We start from the raw sequence: 17,186 nt of genomic DNA, 5'->3' as shown, positions 1-17,186 counted from the left end.
CTTCTGCATTGAATATGCTGCCGAAAATTACCATTGTGACGCCCTCGTTCAACCAGGCGAAATACCTGGAAAGCACCATTCTTTCGGTGCTGGGGCAGGGGTATCCCAATCTGGAATACATCATTGTGGACGGTGGCAGTACCGACGGATCACCGGACATTATCCGGAAGTACGAGCGTCAACTGGCCTGGTGGGTAAGCGAGCCGGATGGTGGGCTGTACGACGCCCTGCAAAAGGGTTTCGAGCGGTCGTCGGGTGACATCATGGCCTGGCTCAATGCGGACGATATGTACCATCCCCAATCCCTTTTTACGGTGGCTGAGATATTCAACCGGTTTGAGGACGTGAAATGGATTATGGGGGCCAATACGTTTTTCGACGAATCGGGGCGGGCTTTTCTCTATGACGACCTGCGGTATGGTCAGCGCTGGTCGCGGCTGCGGCTGCAATCATCCGACGGTGGCTTTATCCAGCAGGAATCGGTCTTCTGGCGGCGTGCGCTATGGGACCAGGCAGGCGGTTATATTGATCAAAGCCATGCATTGGCGGCGGATTTCGAGCTTTGGTTACGGTTTTTCAGGTATGAGCGCTTGTACACGACGTCGTTTATGCTGGGCGGCTTCCGCTTTCGGAGCGAAAACCAGAAGAGTTACAACCAGCGCGGGCAATATCTGGCCGAAATGAAACAATTGCTCGCAAAGGAGAAAGGCAATGCGGGACAACTGCCCTTTTACAAGTTTATGCTGGCATTGATTAAAGTGGTTCCAAAAAGAAAATGGCGGAATCGCCTGCTAGCGAGGCTGCTCGACCTTCCACCTAAAATTGTACCCGACAGAAATGCGGGAATGGTTATGCAGGAAGTTTTTTAGTGCCTGAAAAGTCGCTCTTTCAGCCGCTTGAATAGAAACCGCAGATAAATAGCCGGACCGAAATGCTTCAAGATCAGTCCGGCTTTTTCATTTTCAAAAACACGGTCCTTTTGCAGGGAAGATATGCCTGTATCGTTGAAAATGGCAATGTTGAAATCCTTGAAAACGAAGTGATAATGCTTGTCGCCGTGGCATTGCATGTTGAACACATGGTCGGCTGAAATGCGGTAACGGGCGTCGTACCTGCGCGCGGCGAATACTCCGGCCGGGTAAACAATCGCCTGGTGATTGATGCCCGTCTTTGCCTGCTGATAAGGAGTCATTTTGCCGAGGTATATCCGGCCGGCTTTAAGCACGCTGCCGTAATAGATGGCATGAGGATCGGTTAACTCCTCTGCCATGCGGGAGAAGTCGGGGGTGAGGATGTCGTCGGCGCCGATGAAATAGATCCATTGCCCCTGGGCATGATCGAGGGCTTTGTTCATGGCCTCGTAGATGCCGCCGTCTTTTTCGCTTTTCCAGAAGGCAAGCTTGCTGTCGTTCCTGTGGAGTACTGAGGCCGTGCTATCGGTACTGCCGCCATCCATGACGATCACTTCGATATGAGGGTAATGCTGGTCGTAAATGCTGTCGAGGCATCTCTGCAAAAACTTTTCCGCATTGTAAGTCACCAGGATGACGGAGATCAATTGGTTGTTACTCATGCATTAAAGTGCAAATTCTCCCTCGGTCAGCCCAACGGGCTCGGCATGGGCAAGATACTGGTGCAGCCCCTGACAGCAATACACGGTTTTGTTCACCAATGCTTCGGAGAGGTAAGCTTCATTTTTAGGGCAGCGGGCGCGGTCGACCTCGGGATGGTAAATATGGAACACAACCCCGCCGAATTTCGCGGCGCGCTTTTTAATGCCCGAGTTGAGTAGCCGGACTGCAATTTCATTGTCTTCGCGGCCCCAGCCATGAAAAACTTCGTTGTAGCCGTTCACGCGGAGCAAATCCTCCCGCCAGAATGCCATATTGCAGCCGCGTAACGCGAAAATATCGTGCGTTTTATAGCGATCAGCCATGTACAAGCTCAGCCACGCGATGCTGAACCGGTTCGTGAAATTGCCCAGTCCCGACTGGAACGGGGTTACGCGCGCCTGCCGTCGACCCAGCATTTTTTCGGATAGTTCTTTGGTCATCAATACCCGGCTGCCTGCCACAAAGCTGCCGCGTTTGCTTAATGCGAGGTGGTCTTTGATAAAATGCTTATGCAAAATGAGGTCGCCGTCGATCTGGATAACATAGTCGCATGAGCTCATGGCAATGGCCTTGTTCCGGATCTTGGATAACTGAAAACCGTCATCCTCCTGCCAAACGTGGATGAGTTTCACCGGGAATGAAGGCCTCATGGCTTCGATGACGTCCGCGGTTTGCCCGGTAGACCCGTCGTCGGCAATGATCACTTCATCAGGCAACACCGACTGCTCCAACACGCTGAGCAGGCATAGCCGTAGTGCTTCCGGCCAATTGTAGGTGGAGATAATCAGCGAGCTACTAGTGAAGGTTTTCATATCCATTAAGGCATCTTTTGACTTTTGTTAGCAGGGTAGTTTGGATGATCTGGCGATGAAAAGGTTCGTTCGACCGGGGCAATTCGTCGTGGTGCAGGTGGTACTGTACCGCGCCCAGCTTCACGATTTTCTTGATAATGTTGTTATTGATGAAGCGGGCGGCCAGTTCCTCGTCTTCGTGGCCCCATCCGCTGAGCTCGTTGTTATATCCGTTTACGCGCAGGAAATCATCTTTCCAATAGGCAAGGTTGCTGCCGCGGACACTCCGGCAATTCATCTCTTTACGCTGTCCCAGCGATTGCATGACGGGCAGCCTGAGCGCGTTGAGCCGGTTGTAAACACCCTTTGAAAAAAAGCTGACGTGGGTATCGGCATTTCGAAGTAATTCGTCGGTCTTCGCGGGTGTGAGACGCGCGCGTGTCCCCCGAATGAAAGCCCCGTGTTCGGCCGCAGCCAAATGGTCTTGTATGTATGAAGCATGCAACACCACATCGCCGTCCACCTGGATCACGTATGAGCCTGAGCATTGTCCGATCGCTTTGTTAAGGATCTGACTTTTACGGAAGCCCAGGTCCTCGTGCCAGGCGTGGATAATAGGCACGGGAAATGTTTCCCGCATATTGCGGATCACCTCTTTCGTCCGGTAGTCGGAGCCGTCGTCGGCGATGACCACCTCCGTCGGTAAAGTTTTTTGCCTGATAACACTCAAAAGGCTGCAATGCAGCGCTTCCGCCCAGTTATAAGTTGCGATAATGAGCGATGTTGCCGGAGCGGAATCCATCAATAATCTGAGTTATTATTTCCTGATACACCTGGTGTCGGGTCTTCCCGGCCCTGACAGTCGACTGCGTTCTTCTTTCGACAGGATATAGCAAACACGAGACACGCACGGATTGTCCATGGTTGTAACCGATCGGTCGTGATCGGTCAAAAAAGTTGCTGTTCCAACAAAGAGGAAAATAGGCGTTGCTGGCCGGGCGTTTGAAGATTATTTTGGAAACCGCCAGTTACTTGTGCTGCTATACGTGTGCCTGTATTTCGGCCGGAATGGCGGTAACAGGCTAGGGAGTAAATTGTTGATAGGGGACATGCTTTACGTTTGTTAGGGATTGAGCCGCCTCCTTTTACAGAGACGTCATAAAGATCAAAAAAATATAAGAATTACAGCAAGGTGGCTTCCTATTTTTCTAATTTATTTTTAATCTTTTTTTAAGATGGTGGTAAGGTGCGCATAGGAAATCTGCCCGTACGAAATACCGGGCTCACACGCTTGCCGAGACGGGTCGTTTCAGACGCAACACCTTTGATGTGAAAACGACGTTTTGGTCGGCATATTTAGCGAATGAGGCGCATGAAGGGCTATTTCTCCGCTCGATATTGCGTAAGAAGTGTACTTCCGGTGACGTAGCTTTCTCGACGGGATTTACCTAATTCTGAGATCGTATTTCTCTGATTACGAAAGTGCAAAAGTCGTTCGATTGGATGGGCCGCCGGGCACATTACCCGGTTTTTCGATTTCTAAGTGAAGCTGTTTTGTGGTGGTAAAATTTGCAAAAATCGTATAACAGTTGCGGGATCTAAAAATTCACCGGAAGCAACTGTTCTCTGGATTTTTGACTTTGTTAGTGGTCGGCTTGCGACAGTAATGCCCTGAAATGGCACCTTGTGCGTATATGCGTGCTCGTGCGCGCTACCCTCGTGCGCGTTACATGAGATTCGGGTATTCATGCTAATATTCTTCAATCGGGAGCGCCAACGTCTGGAGTAAGCCGGATAGTTTGAGCGGTGCAATGCTGGCTGACTACGCCCTCCGCACTCATCGATCAACTGAAACTGGATGGCGTTTATATAGTGGGTCGCGGAGAAGGAGCAACTGACGGCTTCTAACCGCCAGTGCCACTTCCATGTTCTTTTTTAATCCATAATCAGCGTCACATCCCGCTCTTCCAATACCTCGTTTTTCGCTCCGCGTTCGATCCATTTCGTGCGGATGATGAGGGTCAGCACGGCGAAAATCAAAATGGCATAGCCTGCCCCGAGCCAAACCTGGCTGTCGATCCGGATGCTTTTAACGACAAGGTAGCTGAAAGCGGAGGTCGAAAGAATGTAACCGCCGCCGGCCAGGCCGCTGGCCATTCCGCCGAACTGCGAAAAGCGCGTAAGACAATAGGCCAGCATGCCGTTGAAAATAAACCCCGATGCCGAATGCAGCAAGATCACGTACACCATCAGCGTATACAAGTTGTGAAATTGCAATGTGAGCAGAATGAGTGCGCCGGAGACAGTTAGCTGTACGACCGCCGCTGTGAATAATCTCTTGTAAAACGGCTTGGAAATGAGTGCTTTGGATAGCAGGCTTCCTCCCAGCATGGCCAGTCCGGAGATCATCGAGCAGTTCCCCGTAACCGTTGCCGGGTAGTGCATCACTTCTTCGATCAGAAAGGGGCTCGACATATTGTAGATCATCAGAACGGCATACGACAGCCCCAGTATGAGCAGGCCGGATGTAAAATCCCATGTGCTGAGCATGGAGCGGTAGGCATTACCAATGGTGGCCAGCCGGAGCGGCGCTTTGGAAGCGATGGTTTCACCGCTGAATACGAGTTCCAGCACCAGGAACGCCAATCCGAAGAAGCCCAGAAAGTAAAAGTTGGACTGCCAGTCGAAATGGGTTTGCAGGTAACCGCCCAGGAATGGGGCGATGATCGGCGCCGCCGACCAGATGACGGAAAAGAGGCTGGTGTAATGTTTCAGCTTTTCGCCTTCAAAAAGATCGAAGAAAAAAGACCGCTTGCTAACCACGATCACTGCCGACATCACACCTTGAACTGCGCGCATCACATAGATCATCTGGAGGCTTTCGGTGTTTGCGATGACAAAACTGGCGGCACTGAAACCTGCCAATGCGAAAATATTGGGCCAGAAACGCCCGTAACTATCCAGCAAGCCGCCGATCAGTAGCTGGCTTATGCCATAGGTGGCGAGAAAAATGGAAATACAAAGTTGAACGGCCTCGGGCGTAGCATGCAACCGGGCGCTCATGGCCGGGAGCGAGGGGATGAACACGTCGAGCGCAAAACCCGTGATGGGGATCAGGGCAAGGGCCAGGACGGTGCTCACCGCTTTATTGGATTCTTTAAGTGTTTTCATATGCTTGCTATTTATGTTCCAAAGGTAGGACTGCAAGCAAATCCGCAGGTAATATGAATCAAAGCAATGCTTATATAAATCAAATGTCAGGGGCGTTGCCTTAACTGCTCGCGGAAGAGCAGGGGAGTGGTGTGGGTGTTTTGTTTGAAATACTTGTTGAAATGGGAAGGGTACTCGAAACCCAGGGTGTAGGCTATCTGGGCAGCGTCCCAGTCAGTGTTTAGCAGCAGCGTTTTCGCTTCTTCCACAATGCGTTCATGGATGATCTCCCGTGTGGTTTTTCCCGTCGTTTTTTTGAGTACATTGTTTAAATAGTTGACATGAATGCTCAACTGATCGGCATAGGCGGCGGGCGTGAGCAGTCTCAACGGGTTTTCGGGCGAATCGACGGGGAATTGCTGGTTGAGTAGTCCGAAGAAACGGGAAATCAGGCGGTCATTGGTGTTTTCGCCCGTGACCGGCCCCTGCAACCGGATACCTTCGAGGATAAGCATTTGCAGCAGGCTCCTGATCATATCGAACCGGTAGGTGTACGTGCTTGATAATAAGCCTTCCATCTCATTGAAAAGGCTGGTGAGCCGCTCGCGGCCCGCGAGATCCAGCGGGATGACCGCCTGAATGGCGGGGTTGAACAATGCGCTCCGGTAGCGAACCTCCTGCCGGACGCTATTCAGTAAAAATGTGTCGTTGAAAAGGCAATAAAACCCTGTCTGAGACTCGGAAATCGCGTGGTAGGACGAGGCCACCCCGGGGTTTGAAAAAATAATGCCTGCGCCTTCGATCGGTGTTTCCTTGTCATCGGCCAGGTGTACGCCGTCCCCGACAATCATGCATATTTTGTAATAGTCGCGCCGGTTGTAGGGTGTCATCCGGTTCAGGCAGGTGCGCTGTTTTACATTGAAATGGCTGACATTCGCCTGCGCGGCCAGCTCTGCGGGCATCGGCTGTTTCGTGCGCTCGTAAAATTGTTGCAGCGTTTCGGTATGCATAGGTACTTTGAAGTGTTATACAAATCAAATGCAAAAGGAGGTGGTTAAGTTCCGGGTGCAGTTGACCGCCGACCGCAGACTACCGCCCGCCCGGCTCCGGAGGGCTCCTATTTATAACAAACACATCCGCTTCGTGTATGGCAGACGGTCTAGAATCCGGCGGTCGGCGGTCACATCTGTGCGATAACGGACATTATATTTTGCTGTAAACTATGTAATTAATTGATTATTAAGTACTTAATGTTTTGGCACTCGTTTTTAACAAACCGATACAGTACACTCATTGTTTCCGGCAAAACATCCATCCTATTATGTTCAGAAACTACATCAAAATTGCCTGGCGCAATCTTTGGAAAAGCAAGACTTTTTCCATTGTCAACATCACAGGACTGGCTGTCGGTATTGCCGGTGTGTTGCTGATCACGTTTCACATCCGTAACGAACTGAGCTACGAAGAAGGTTTTGAAAAGGCCGACCGCATTTACCGCGTGACCTATGAAACTACCGGGGAGGATAGCCGGCATTGGGCCGCCACGGCTCCGCCGCTGGTTCCGGCATTGCAACAGGCATTACCGCAGATCGAAGCGGGTGTGCGGCTGCACCGGTTGTTTCCCTACCAGCTTTTCAGCTACACAAGTCCCGCGGGCGAGGTGAAGCGGTTTGAAGAGAAGGGCGGCTTTTTTGCCAACGAAGAAGTGATCAGCACGTTCGATTTGCCATTCGCGACGGGCGACCCGGCCACAGCACTCAAAAGTGCAAACACCATCATATTGAGCGAGGCCATGGCGAAGAAATACTTTGGAACCGCCGATCCGATGGGTAAGACCATCACCGACGACCGGGCGAGGCTGCCTTTGCTGGTCACAGGCGTCGTGAAGGAATTTAGTTTCCCCAGCCATTTCCAGTTCGATTACCTGGTGTCCATGCCCACCATCGAGCGGTATATCGACAAGCAATCGATGGAGAACATCGGCTGGGCCGGGTTTTACAATTATGTATTGCTACGCAAAGACGCCACGCCGGCACAGGTGGAAGCCGCATTGCCCGGATTCGCGACCAAATTCTATGCGCCTTCCGGTGATTCCGAAGAGAAGATTCTTGCCACGCAGCATTTGCATTTACAACGGATCCGTGACATTCACCTGCATTCGAAGCTGGAAAAGGAAATGTACCCTAACAGCGACATTACCTATATCTACATATTTGCAGTGGCCGCGATCTTCATATTGCTGGTTGCGACGGTCAACTTTATCAATATTTCTACTGCGCTGGCGTTCAATCGCATGAAGGAAATCGGCCTGCGGAAAGTAGTGGGCGGCACGCGGGGGCAACTATTGCGGCAGTTCCTGGGCGAGTCGCTGCTGGTTACCCTGTTGTCGACGGCGGTGGCGGTACTGCTATTCAAAATAATTATTCCCTATTATACGAATGTAGCTGCCGGCGGTTTCGTATTCGATAGCATGCTGACCATCCCTAATCTGGCTATCGTCGCATTGTTGGTGCTCGGGATCGCATTGCTGGCAGGGCTTTATCCGGCCTGGTTTGTGGCACGTTTTAACCCCGTGGTGTCGCTGAAAGGCAAACGGTTGGCCGGATCGCCGGTCAATGTGGTCAGGAAAGGACTGATCGTTTTCCAGTTCACCGTGTCGGTGTTCATGATATTCGGTACGATGATCGTCTACCGGCAAATGCAGTTGTTCCATCATCAGGACCTTGGATTTAATAAAGACCAGGTCGTAGCAGTGACGATGTATGACCAGATGCGTGAAAAATACGGTGTGCTCGCCGATGAAATGGAGAAAAACAGCAACATCGCCAGTTTTTCGATAATCTCTACGCTACCGGGCGAGCGTTTTGGAAACTATTCGGCGTCTCCGTTGCATCGCAAAGAGCAGGATCAACTGCCGGAAAACTCAAGAATGCTCTGGTCGGACGATAAGCTGCTCACGACATTGGGTATTCAACTCAAAGAAGGAAGGGCTTTCCGCAGCCAGTTTCCCGAAATCAAGAACCATGAATTTATCCTCAATGAAGCCGCGGTAAAAGCATACCGGCTGCAAAATCCGGTCGGGGAGGCGTTTATTGCCGAGGGTGACACCGGGACCGTGGTTGGAGTGGTCAAAGATTTCAATTTCGCATCCTTGCATGCGGGCGTGGAGCCGCTCGTGATCCAGTATAATCCGTATCGCATCAATTACATGCTGGTAAAAGTGAAAGGCGGTTCGCTGCCGGCAACGATAGGGTTCCTCGAAAGCCGCGTGCGTTCGGTAGCGCCTTCCAGCAAATTCTCCTATTCCTTCCTGGACGAAAACCTGGACAAGCTTTATGTGACCGAGAACCGGATGAGTCAGGTTTTCAATGGTTTCGCGGCGTTGTCGATCTTTATTTCCTGCCTGGGGCTTTTTGGGCTATCGGCCTATTCTGCCAAACTCCGGGTAAAGGAAGTGGGCGTCCGCAAAGTGCTGGGGGCGTCGGTCGGGAGCGTAGCCTTCCTGCTGTCGCGCGACTTTTTGCTGTTGGTGCTGATAGCCATCACGGTGTCGTTGCCGCTGGCCTGGTGGGTAATGGATCGCTGGCTGGGCGTATTCGCCTACCGCATTACTATCGGCTGGGAAGTGCCGGTACTGGCGGCTTTCGCGGCTTTGCTGTTAGCCGTTGTCACAATCAGCTTTCAGGCTGTCAAGACCGCCCTGCTTAATCCGGTCAAGAATCTGCGGGCGGATTAAAACGCCGGGTCATGACCAGCATCATAGTTATTCATGCCGTGTGAATGGTAAATTTCAGTTCCCGCTTGCCTTATATGGGTGAGTTTGAGTTGCGATATTTAGATTTGGAATGGCAGGAGTATCGATTGAAGTGTTCAGGAATTGTATGTTAATCGCGAGTATCGCCACGATACTCTGGGCTTGTGGCGGAGAACAGAATGCCGCGTCGGAAAAGGAAGCCGCGCGTATGGAAACGATCGCGGACCTCGGCGCCTTGCCGCTGACGGTGGCAGATCCTGAGGATAACCCCTCGACACCCGAAAAAGTGGCGCTGGGCAGGTTACTGTTCTTCGATCCGGTGCTTTCGGGAAATAGGGATGTCGCCTGCGCGACTTGCCATCAGCCTGAATTCAACTATGCAGAGTTCCTCGAAACATCCATCGGCGTAAATGGCGTCGGTCGCGGACAGGCTAGGCGATTTGTGGATCCGAACGATATTCCGTTTGTCAAAAGAAACTCCCAGAGCGTGTTGAACACGGCATTCAACGGGCTCCGAAATGGCGAAGAATATGACCCGGCATCGGCTCCGATGTTCTGGGATGTGCGGGCCAAAGGGCTGGAACAGCAGGCTTTGGAGCCTATCAAAACTTTGGAAGAAATGCGTGGGAACGGCTATCATGAGAACGGCATCCTCGACGAGGTAGTGACCCGACTTTCGCACATTCCTGAGTACCGGAAACTGTTTTCGATGGCGTTTCCAAAGGACCAGTCGCCCGTCAGTCAGTTGAATCTCGCCCGCGCGATCGCCGCATACGAGCGCACGCTCATAGCCACGAACACCCGCTTCGACCAGTACATGCGCGGCGACAGCAATGCATTATCCACCGGTGAAAAGGAGGGGATGAACGCATTTCTGGTCACGGGTTGCGCCAAATGCCACTCGGGGCCCATGTTCTCCGATTTCAAACTGCATACCCTGGGCGTGCCCGATACGGAGAACCGGAAGGAAAGCGATTCGGGTGCTGACGCGAAATACGCATTCAGGACGCCATCGCTGCGTAATCTGCGCTTTACCGGGCCGTATATGCACAGCGGGAAATTCGCTACCCTCGATCAGGTATTGATGTTTTATGAAGATATCGCAGGCGGCAAACTGCTGAACCCGCATGTCAAAGAAGGCCAGGTAGATCCGCTGGCAACGCATATGGATGTGAATTTCAAGGACATTTCGCGTATCGTGGAGTTTTTGAATACGCTCAATGACGATTCCTTCGATAAATCCATCCCGGAAAGTGTTCCGAGCGGTCTGCCTGTGATGGGCCGGTAAGGGAGGCGTATCGCACCCCGCTTGGTTTGGAATGTACATTACTTTAACTTGGCCGGTCAGGCCGGGCCAGTGCCCTAATGCTGTATCTTTTCAAAAACCGTCGATTTATGACATTCAATAACAAATTCCTGATTTTCGTGCTCGCATTGCTTGGCGTGGGCGCTGCTTCGGTTTCATCATTTGCGCAGAAAGCGCCGCTGAAAGTGCTCATTGTGGATGGACAGAACAACCACGAGCAATGGCCGAAGATCACGGCCATGATGAAGTACTATCTCGAAGACAGTAAAAAATTCGCTGTGGATATCCAGCGCACGCGTTACACCTGGCAAGGCGACAAGTTCGTGCAGGAGTATCCGGTAAAAAACGGACCGCAAACCGAAGCGTTGAAGCAGCCGAGAATGGACTCTGCTTTTCACCCCAAGTTTTCGAATTACGACGTCGTGATCTGCAACTTCGGGTGGAATGCTGCCCCCTGGTCGGCGGAGGCGCAGAAGGATTTTGAAAAATTCATGAAAAATGGGGGCGGACTGGTGGTCATTCACGCCGCCAACAACTCATTCCCGCAATGGCCTGCCTACAACCAGATGATCGGCCTCGGAGGCTGGGGCGACCGGACCGAGAAGGACGGCCCGTATGTATATTTCGATCAGAGCGGCAAAGAGGTACGCGATATGCAACCGGGCAAAGCCGGTTCTCACGGTGCCCAAATGGAGTTCAAAATCACCGTTCGCGAGCCTAATCACCCTATTACGAAAGGCATGCCCGCGAGCTGGCTGCACAGCCGTGACGAGTTGTACGATCGCCTCCGCGGCCCTGCTGAGAACATGCAGATCCTGGCTACGGCATTTTCCCCTAAAACCAACAACGGTACCGACCGCAATGAGCCCATGCTGATCGCCCTGCGTTATGGCAAGGGACGCATTTTCCATATGGCATTAGGCCACGCCGATTACTCCGTGGAATGCGTGGGCTTCATTACCTGCCTCCAACGCGGCAGCCAATGGGCAGCAACGGGTAAAGTGGATATCCCGATCCCAACCGATTTTCCAACCGAGACAGAAACAAAGCAGCGCAAATTCGCGCAGTAATCGGACAGCGTTACAGATACAAAAGCGCCGCGGAAACACAGTCCGCGGCGCTTTTGTATTTAACGAGTTATTAAACGGTTTTGGGAAACGTCGGGATCCAGTATGTGTCGGTAAATCAGTGAATTACGAAGATAGCCTGCTGCAATGTGGCAGGTATTTGCATGTGAGCGAAGTTCTGGCAACTAGTTGTCCATGTTTTCTATATTGATATTCGATTATTATATAGAAGTATTTCATTTTCATAGTTGTATTTTTGGAAATAGTTGTACTATTTATAACAGCACCTAATCCATCTTTCTATTATGAACCTAAACTTTACCCCCAAAACACCCGGGATTGTTTCGTCGCATACATGCGTGCGACATTCTTTACTTAAAGCATTGATTTGTGCGGCCGTCCTGCCTGCGGGCGCATACGCTCAAAAGACGGATACACTCATGGTTGGGCGGGATGCTGCACAAAATAAGAACATGGTCATTTTTCAAGACGGAACGTTTTTGTTGGGCGGTGTATATAACGGAGACCCCTCAGGAATAAACGTACCTATCGAAGGAGCAGGTACACGCATGATATGGTACCCGGCTAAGGCGGCTTTCCGGGCAGGAGAGGTGATCGGTACGCAGTGGGATGCGGCCAACGTGGGAGATTATTCCGTAGCAATGGGCTATGGAACTCGTGCATCGGCCACAGGCACCACAGCGTTTGGATACAGAACTGTCGCAGCACAAGTGTCGGCATTTGCAGTGGGTGAAGACAATGTCGCGAGTGGAGCCGCTTCGGTTGCAATGGGTTATCACGCACACACCAACGCCCGTTCGGGAAGTTTTGTGTTTGCCGACAGGTCAATCCTTGATACGCTTCGGGCGGGAGTGAACCACTCGGCCAACTGGCGTACCAGCGGCGGATTCCGGATATTTACTTCGTCCAATCTCAGCACAGGCCTTACATTTCAAAGCGGGGCCGTGGTCAGTAACTGGGGACAATCCAATGCGGTTATCTCTACTTCTACCGGCGCTTACTTGTCGACTGGTGGTGTGTGGACGAACGTATCCGATGTGAATAAGAAGCATCGGTTTGAAAAGATTTCGTATGAAGAAATTCTGAAAAAACTACGGGAGTTACCCGTCGCCAGCTGGAGTTATAAAACGGATGGAGAAAATGTCAGGCACATCGGGCCCGTGGCGCAGGACTTCCATGCGGCATTCGGGCTGGGCAATGACAATCGTAGCATCGGAACTGTCGACGCCGACGGCGTGGCGTTAGCGGGTATCAAAGCGCTGGAAGAGCGTACCCGTAACCTCGCAGCTGAACTGGAAAGTCTGAAAGCGGACAATGCCGCACTTCGCCAGCAAATGAAGGACAATGGCAGCAATTCCTGGATGGGTTTTGCAGGCTTCGGACTCCTTGCACTGGTATTGGGAGCTGGTTTAATGATGGCGCGGCGGCGTATGGTACCATCCGGAGACCAGAGGTTCTAGGCCGCAGGTGCGTCAGTTCATTTTTCTGGTTTTTAATCAAAATATTCTATATGAAAGCTATATATATTCTGGCAGCCTTTGTCGGGCTCGGCGGGAGCGCCGTCGCGCAGGGGTTGTCTGCTGTCGACGGGACGGTAGCCGTCAAAGGAGGCATTTTGCAGGTAAAAGGCAACCTGGAATTAGGCGGAGGGGCTTTTACTAATAATGGTAATGTCTTTGTTTCCGGGAACCTGGTCAACAACCAGGCCATGGCGGAAGCCGACACCGGGTCATTGACATTGGACGGGACCACAACACAAACAGTAAGCGGTACCCAAACCTATTTCACCCGCAGCCTGACGATCAATAATCCCATGGGCATTGTACTTGACAACAGCATCAAAGTGGGGGGCAAAGCTACCTTCGCCAACGGGCTCGTCGATGCTACCAACAACCTGGCTGCGCTGGTGATCGGGGATACTGCTTCCGTGGTGGGCATCTCCGATGAAAGACACGTGAAAGGTTATGTGGTTAAAGCCGGGACCGGCAGTTTTGCTTACCCGGTTGGCGACGGACTCCGCTATCAGCCCATTACGCTGGAATTGACCGATAACAGTGCCGGAATGAGCGTTCGTTACTTTGCAGCGGATGCCGGCTCTGCGCCATTCGCTACAACCGGCGCTTCGTCCATTGCCCTCGAAGCCTATAATAATCAGGAGTACTGGGACCTCGCGCCGAAAGGGGCCGCTACCGGCAAGGTAATCATTACCTATGATGACTATAACAATCCATCGATTACTGTTTCAGAAAATCCCAATGTTTTCAGCGTCGCCCACCTCACCGGAGGGAGCTGGCTCAACGAAGGACATAATGTGACCGGCACACTAACGGCCGGAACAGTGACAAGCGAGGTCATATCGGCCTGGAGCCCGTTTACACTCGGTGCGATACCCGAAGCCGGATTGCCCGTCACTTTGATCAGTTTCAATGCGAAAGTGGTTGAAGGCAATGCATTAGTCGAATGGCAGACGACGAGTGAAGAGAATGCCTCGCATTTTGAAGTCGAGCGAAGCCTGGATGCGAGGAGCTTTCAGAAAATCGGGACCGTGGTAGCGGCGGGTAACAGCAACGCCCTGCAGCGGTACAATTTCACAGACCGCTCGTTCGGGAATCAGTCGCAAACCGTCTACTACCGTCTCCGCTCGGTTGACCTGGATGGTACTTTCAGTTTGTCGAGAGCGGTTTCCCTGCAACCGCGGGGTGCGGGTCAGGTTGCGGGCGTATACCCGAACCCGGCGCGCAAGGCAAGTACCGTGACTGTTTCGTCGGGTGTTCCGGCAAGTGAGATCAGCCTCTGGGACATGCTCGGAAGGCAAGTACCTGTCCGGACATCGTCGCAGCCGGATGGTTCGTTGCAAGTGAGCCTGAACGGCGTCTCATCCGGGTTATATCTCCTTAAATTAACCACCAGCCAGGGCATTGTGAATCACAAGCTGGTTATTGAATAATATGTTCCCTCTTAATTCTTTTGACATGAAACGAATCCTGTTAGCGTCTCTATTTGTTACGATTTCCTATTATGCCAATGCGCAAGTGGGTATTGGTACTCTTACACCCCGGGCCGGATTACACGTGGCCGACAGCAGCGTCGTTTTCGCTGCGCCCGGCCCCATCGGTGTACTTAAACCTGTGCCCATAGCGGGAGAGGGGCGCCGCATGATGTGGTATGTGGACAAGGCTGCATTCCGGGCCGGGTACGTAGGTTCATTCGGGACCACCTATTGGGACGGACCTAGTATTGGTAACTTTTCTTTCGCGGCGGGCGAGAATACGCGCGCTTCCGGCGAACATTCCTTCGCAGTCGGCCTGGCGACTACCGCTGCAGGTGATCAATCGGTGGCGCTGGGCAACAACGGTACGGCTTCCGCAGATAGGGCTTTCGGGTTTAACGGAACGGCCAGCGGAGTAGGCGCCGTAGCAATAGGCAGCGGTGCTCAGGCAACCAGTGATGACGCCCTTGCGCTGGGGCCGTCGTCCATCGCCGGCGGGCTCGCGTCAGTTGTGATCGGGCCGTCCATTGCGAATGGCGCATTTGCGGTGGCAATCGGCCTTCAAAACAGCGCAAGGGGGAATTTCTCCGTTGCATTGGGTAAGAATGCGCGGGTAAGACACCAGGGCTCCATTGTGATCAGCGACGGCAGCGCGGGATTCAGCAGTGATAGCGCATACAGCACTGCCAATAACCAGCTAACCATGCGGTTCGCAGGCGGCGCGCGCGTATTCACCAATCAAGGCCTCACCAGCGGTGTCGAAATTGCTGCTGGCGGAGGATCGTGGAGTGCCGTTAGCGACAGACGGAAAAAGGAGAATTTCGAAGTTTTGAATACGGAAAATATCCTTCGTAAAGTGGCGGAGCTGCCGCTTACCAGCTGGAATTACAAAAGCCAGCCCGTTACCACCAGGCACATGGGGCCGATGGCGCAGGATTTCTATGCTGCATTCGGCCTGGACGGGATCGGGAACGACACGACGATCAATTCCTCCGATATCGACGGCGTGAATATGGCAGCCATCCAGGCGCTTGAAAAACGTACCAGACAATTGCAGGAAGAAAACGATCAGCTCAAAGCCAGGCTGGAAGCGATGGATGCAAAAATGGCTTCCATTGAGAAACGGATCATGGGCACGCCGCGGAAAGAAGAGGTTTCGGCTTCCCGGTGATCCCGGCTTTTCAAACCAGTTCTCCAATATACCGGCTGGCCATTTGGTTGGCCGGATAGTTCCTGAATTCTTCGCTGAGCTGTTGTGCCTGCCGCCGGTATTTGTTATCAGACAGCACTGTCGTCACGGCCCGGCGGATTTGGCTTACCTTGGGCGTTTCAGTCCTTAGGTCAATCCCGACACCATTAGACCGGACGCGCGCCGCAATATCGTCTTTGCCTTCGTACACACCGGCTACCACAATCGGCAGCCGGTGTTGCAGGGCGAGCATCACACCTCCATAGCCGCCATTCGTGACGTACACGCTCGCGTAAGGCATTACGGCGTCGTAATCGATGAAGTCTTCAATGAGGAAATGCGGCTGCGGGTAACGTTCGCGCAATGCCGCTGTACCGGAACCGCCGGTGGTGACGATCACCATTGTTTCCGGGTCATTTTTGTAGGCTTCCAATGTAGGGACGATGATTTTGTCGACGTTACGCTCGAATGTCCCCTGTGTGACCAGAATGACCCGTTTATATTTTAAAGTTGTGTCGGCTTGCGTAAACGTAGCCTTTCCGTTCGGTTTGTTGGGCAGCAATGGTCCGACAAACCGGACATTGGGACTCAGTTTTCGGTGCGGATAGTCGAAACCCGGTACGCCGCTTTGCAGATACAAACTGGCGTTCCGGAACACCGCGTCGAACAGGAACCCCGGTTCTTGCTGCAGTCCGTATTGCGCACGTAATTGGTTGAACAACACGCTGCAAGGTTTCATGATCATATTGAACTGAAAATGGATCCTGGCACGTTTGGCCCAGCGGGTCAATGACCTCATGAAGACATTCTGCTCAGGATTATCCGATGGCAGGTTCGATTCACTTTCGAATAAAGGCAGCACACCCACGGCCACCCCCTTGATGGTCAGCAACTCCTGCACAAACAATGCCCCGAGACACGCCAGGTCGTAAACGATCAGGTCGAACGGCCATTCTTCGTGGACTTTCAAGAGGTCGTCGATGTATCCCGGAATAGGACTCAGGAAGGTGTGTTTCACGTCGAACCGGGCGCGGGCGATCGGGTTTTTGATCTTCGCGCGTTCCGGGAACAGCACATCCATATTCTCCTGGTTGATCACGGGCGCTTTTACAGCCGGATAGTGGATAAGCCCAAGCTTCGTGACGCGTGCGCCATAGTGGCCGCCCACATACCAGCGCACGTCGTGCCCGAGCTGTTGGAGGTGAACGGCCAGACCGGTAAGCGGATTGAAATGCCCGTCGAGCGGAACGGTAGCGAAAAGTATACGTTTCAATTTCATGGCTAATTTGACTCGTGTTGAACGAGA

The 17,186-nt window shown here is 52.4% G+C and carries 13 protein-coding genes; 7 read left to right on the top strand and 6 right to left on the bottom strand.

Annotated elements, in window-relative coordinates:
* The first annotated feature begins 14 nt into the window (after positions 1–14).
* Positions 15–869: a glycosyltransferase family 2 protein gene (locus J7619_RS11640; protein WP_291198139.1), complete on the top strand. Its 855-nt coding sequence runs from the start codon at positions 15–17 to the stop codon at positions 867–869.
* Here the strand turns inward: J7619_RS11640 and J7619_RS11635 are convergent.
* From J7619_RS11635 to J7619_RS11615, 5 genes are all read right to left on the bottom strand, one after another.
* Entirely contained in the window at positions 866–1,573 is a 708-nt protein-coding gene (locus J7619_RS11635) for a glycosyltransferase family 2 protein (protein ID WP_291198137.1), read from the bottom strand. The genes J7619_RS11640 and J7619_RS11635 overlap by 4 nt on opposite strands.
* Positions 1,574–1,576: 3 nt before the next feature.
* On the bottom strand, positions 1,577–2,425 hold the full coding sequence (locus tag J7619_RS11630) for a glycosyltransferase family 2 protein (protein WP_291198135.1): 849 nt from the start codon (positions 2,423–2,425) through the stop codon (positions 1,577–1,579).
* On the bottom strand, positions 2,409–3,206 hold the full coding sequence (locus J7619_RS11625) for a glycosyltransferase family 2 protein (protein WP_291198133.1): 798 nt from the start codon (positions 3,204–3,206) through the stop codon (positions 2,409–2,411). Before J7619_RS11625 ends, J7619_RS11630 begins: the two co-directional genes overlap by 17 nt.
* Before the next feature lie 1,133 nt (positions 3,207–4,339).
* Positions 4,340–5,575 carry an MFS transporter gene (locus tag J7619_RS11620; protein WP_291198131.1) on the bottom strand — a complete coding sequence of 412 codons (1,236 nt, stop codon included), beginning with the start codon at positions 5,573–5,575 and terminating at the stop codon, positions 4,340–4,342.
* An 86-nt stretch (positions 5,576–5,661) separates the two neighbouring features.
* A complete protein-coding gene (locus J7619_RS11615) occupies positions 5,662–6,564 on the bottom strand; it encodes an AraC family transcriptional regulator (RefSeq protein WP_291198129.1) in 903 nt (300 codons plus the stop codon).
* Between the two features lie 311 nt (positions 6,565–6,875).
* Between J7619_RS11615 and J7619_RS11610 the strand changes: the two genes are divergently transcribed.
* The 6 genes from J7619_RS11610 (at position 6,876) to J7619_RS11585 (ending at position 15,862) form a co-directional block, all read left to right on the top strand.
* Complete coding sequence (locus J7619_RS11610) at positions 6,876–9,290, top strand: ABC transporter permease (RefSeq protein ID WP_291198127.1); 2,415 nt, start codon at positions 6,876–6,878, stop codon at positions 9,288–9,290.
* A gap of 109 nt (positions 9,291–9,399) precedes the next feature.
* Complete coding sequence (locus tag J7619_RS11605) at positions 9,400–10,596, top strand: cytochrome-c peroxidase (protein ID WP_291198125.1); 1,197 nt, start codon at positions 9,400–9,402, stop codon at positions 10,594–10,596.
* Between the two features lie 107 nt (positions 10,597–10,703).
* A complete protein-coding gene (locus J7619_RS11600; protein ID WP_291198123.1) occupies positions 10,704–11,684 on the top strand; it encodes a ThuA domain-containing protein in 981 nt (326 codons plus the stop codon).
* Between the two features lie 302 nt (positions 11,685–11,986).
* Positions 11,987–13,162 carry a tail fiber domain-containing protein gene (locus J7619_RS11595; protein ID WP_291198121.1) on the top strand — a complete coding sequence of 392 codons (1,176 nt, stop codon included), beginning with the start codon at positions 11,987–11,989 and terminating at the stop codon, positions 13,160–13,162.
* Between the two features lie 50 nt (positions 13,163–13,212).
* Positions 13,213–14,649, top strand: a complete 1,437-nt coding sequence (locus tag J7619_RS11590; RefSeq protein ID WP_291198119.1) for a T9SS type A sorting domain-containing protein — start codon at positions 13,213–13,215, stop codon at positions 14,647–14,649.
* A gap of 25 nt (positions 14,650–14,674) precedes the next feature.
* Positions 14,675–15,862: a tail fiber domain-containing protein gene (locus tag J7619_RS11585; protein ID WP_291198117.1), complete on the top strand. Its 1,188-nt coding sequence runs from the start codon at positions 14,675–14,677 to the stop codon at positions 15,860–15,862.
* Positions 15,863–15,872: 10 nt separating this feature from the next.
* Here J7619_RS11585 and J7619_RS11580 read toward each other — a convergent pair whose 3' ends face one another.
* The gene (locus tag J7619_RS11580; RefSeq protein WP_291198115.1) at positions 15,873–17,159 is read right to left on the bottom strand and encodes a glycosyltransferase; all 1,287 of its coding nucleotides are present in this window, start codon (positions 17,157–17,159) and stop codon (positions 15,873–15,875) included.
* Between the last annotated feature and the right edge of the window lie 27 nt (positions 17,160–17,186).

The organism is Dyadobacter sp. (assembly GCF_017744695.1).
GTDB lineage: Bacteria > Bacteroidota > Bacteroidia > Cytophagales > Spirosomataceae > Dyadobacter.
This window is presented reverse-complemented; position numbering and strand designations above follow the sequence as displayed.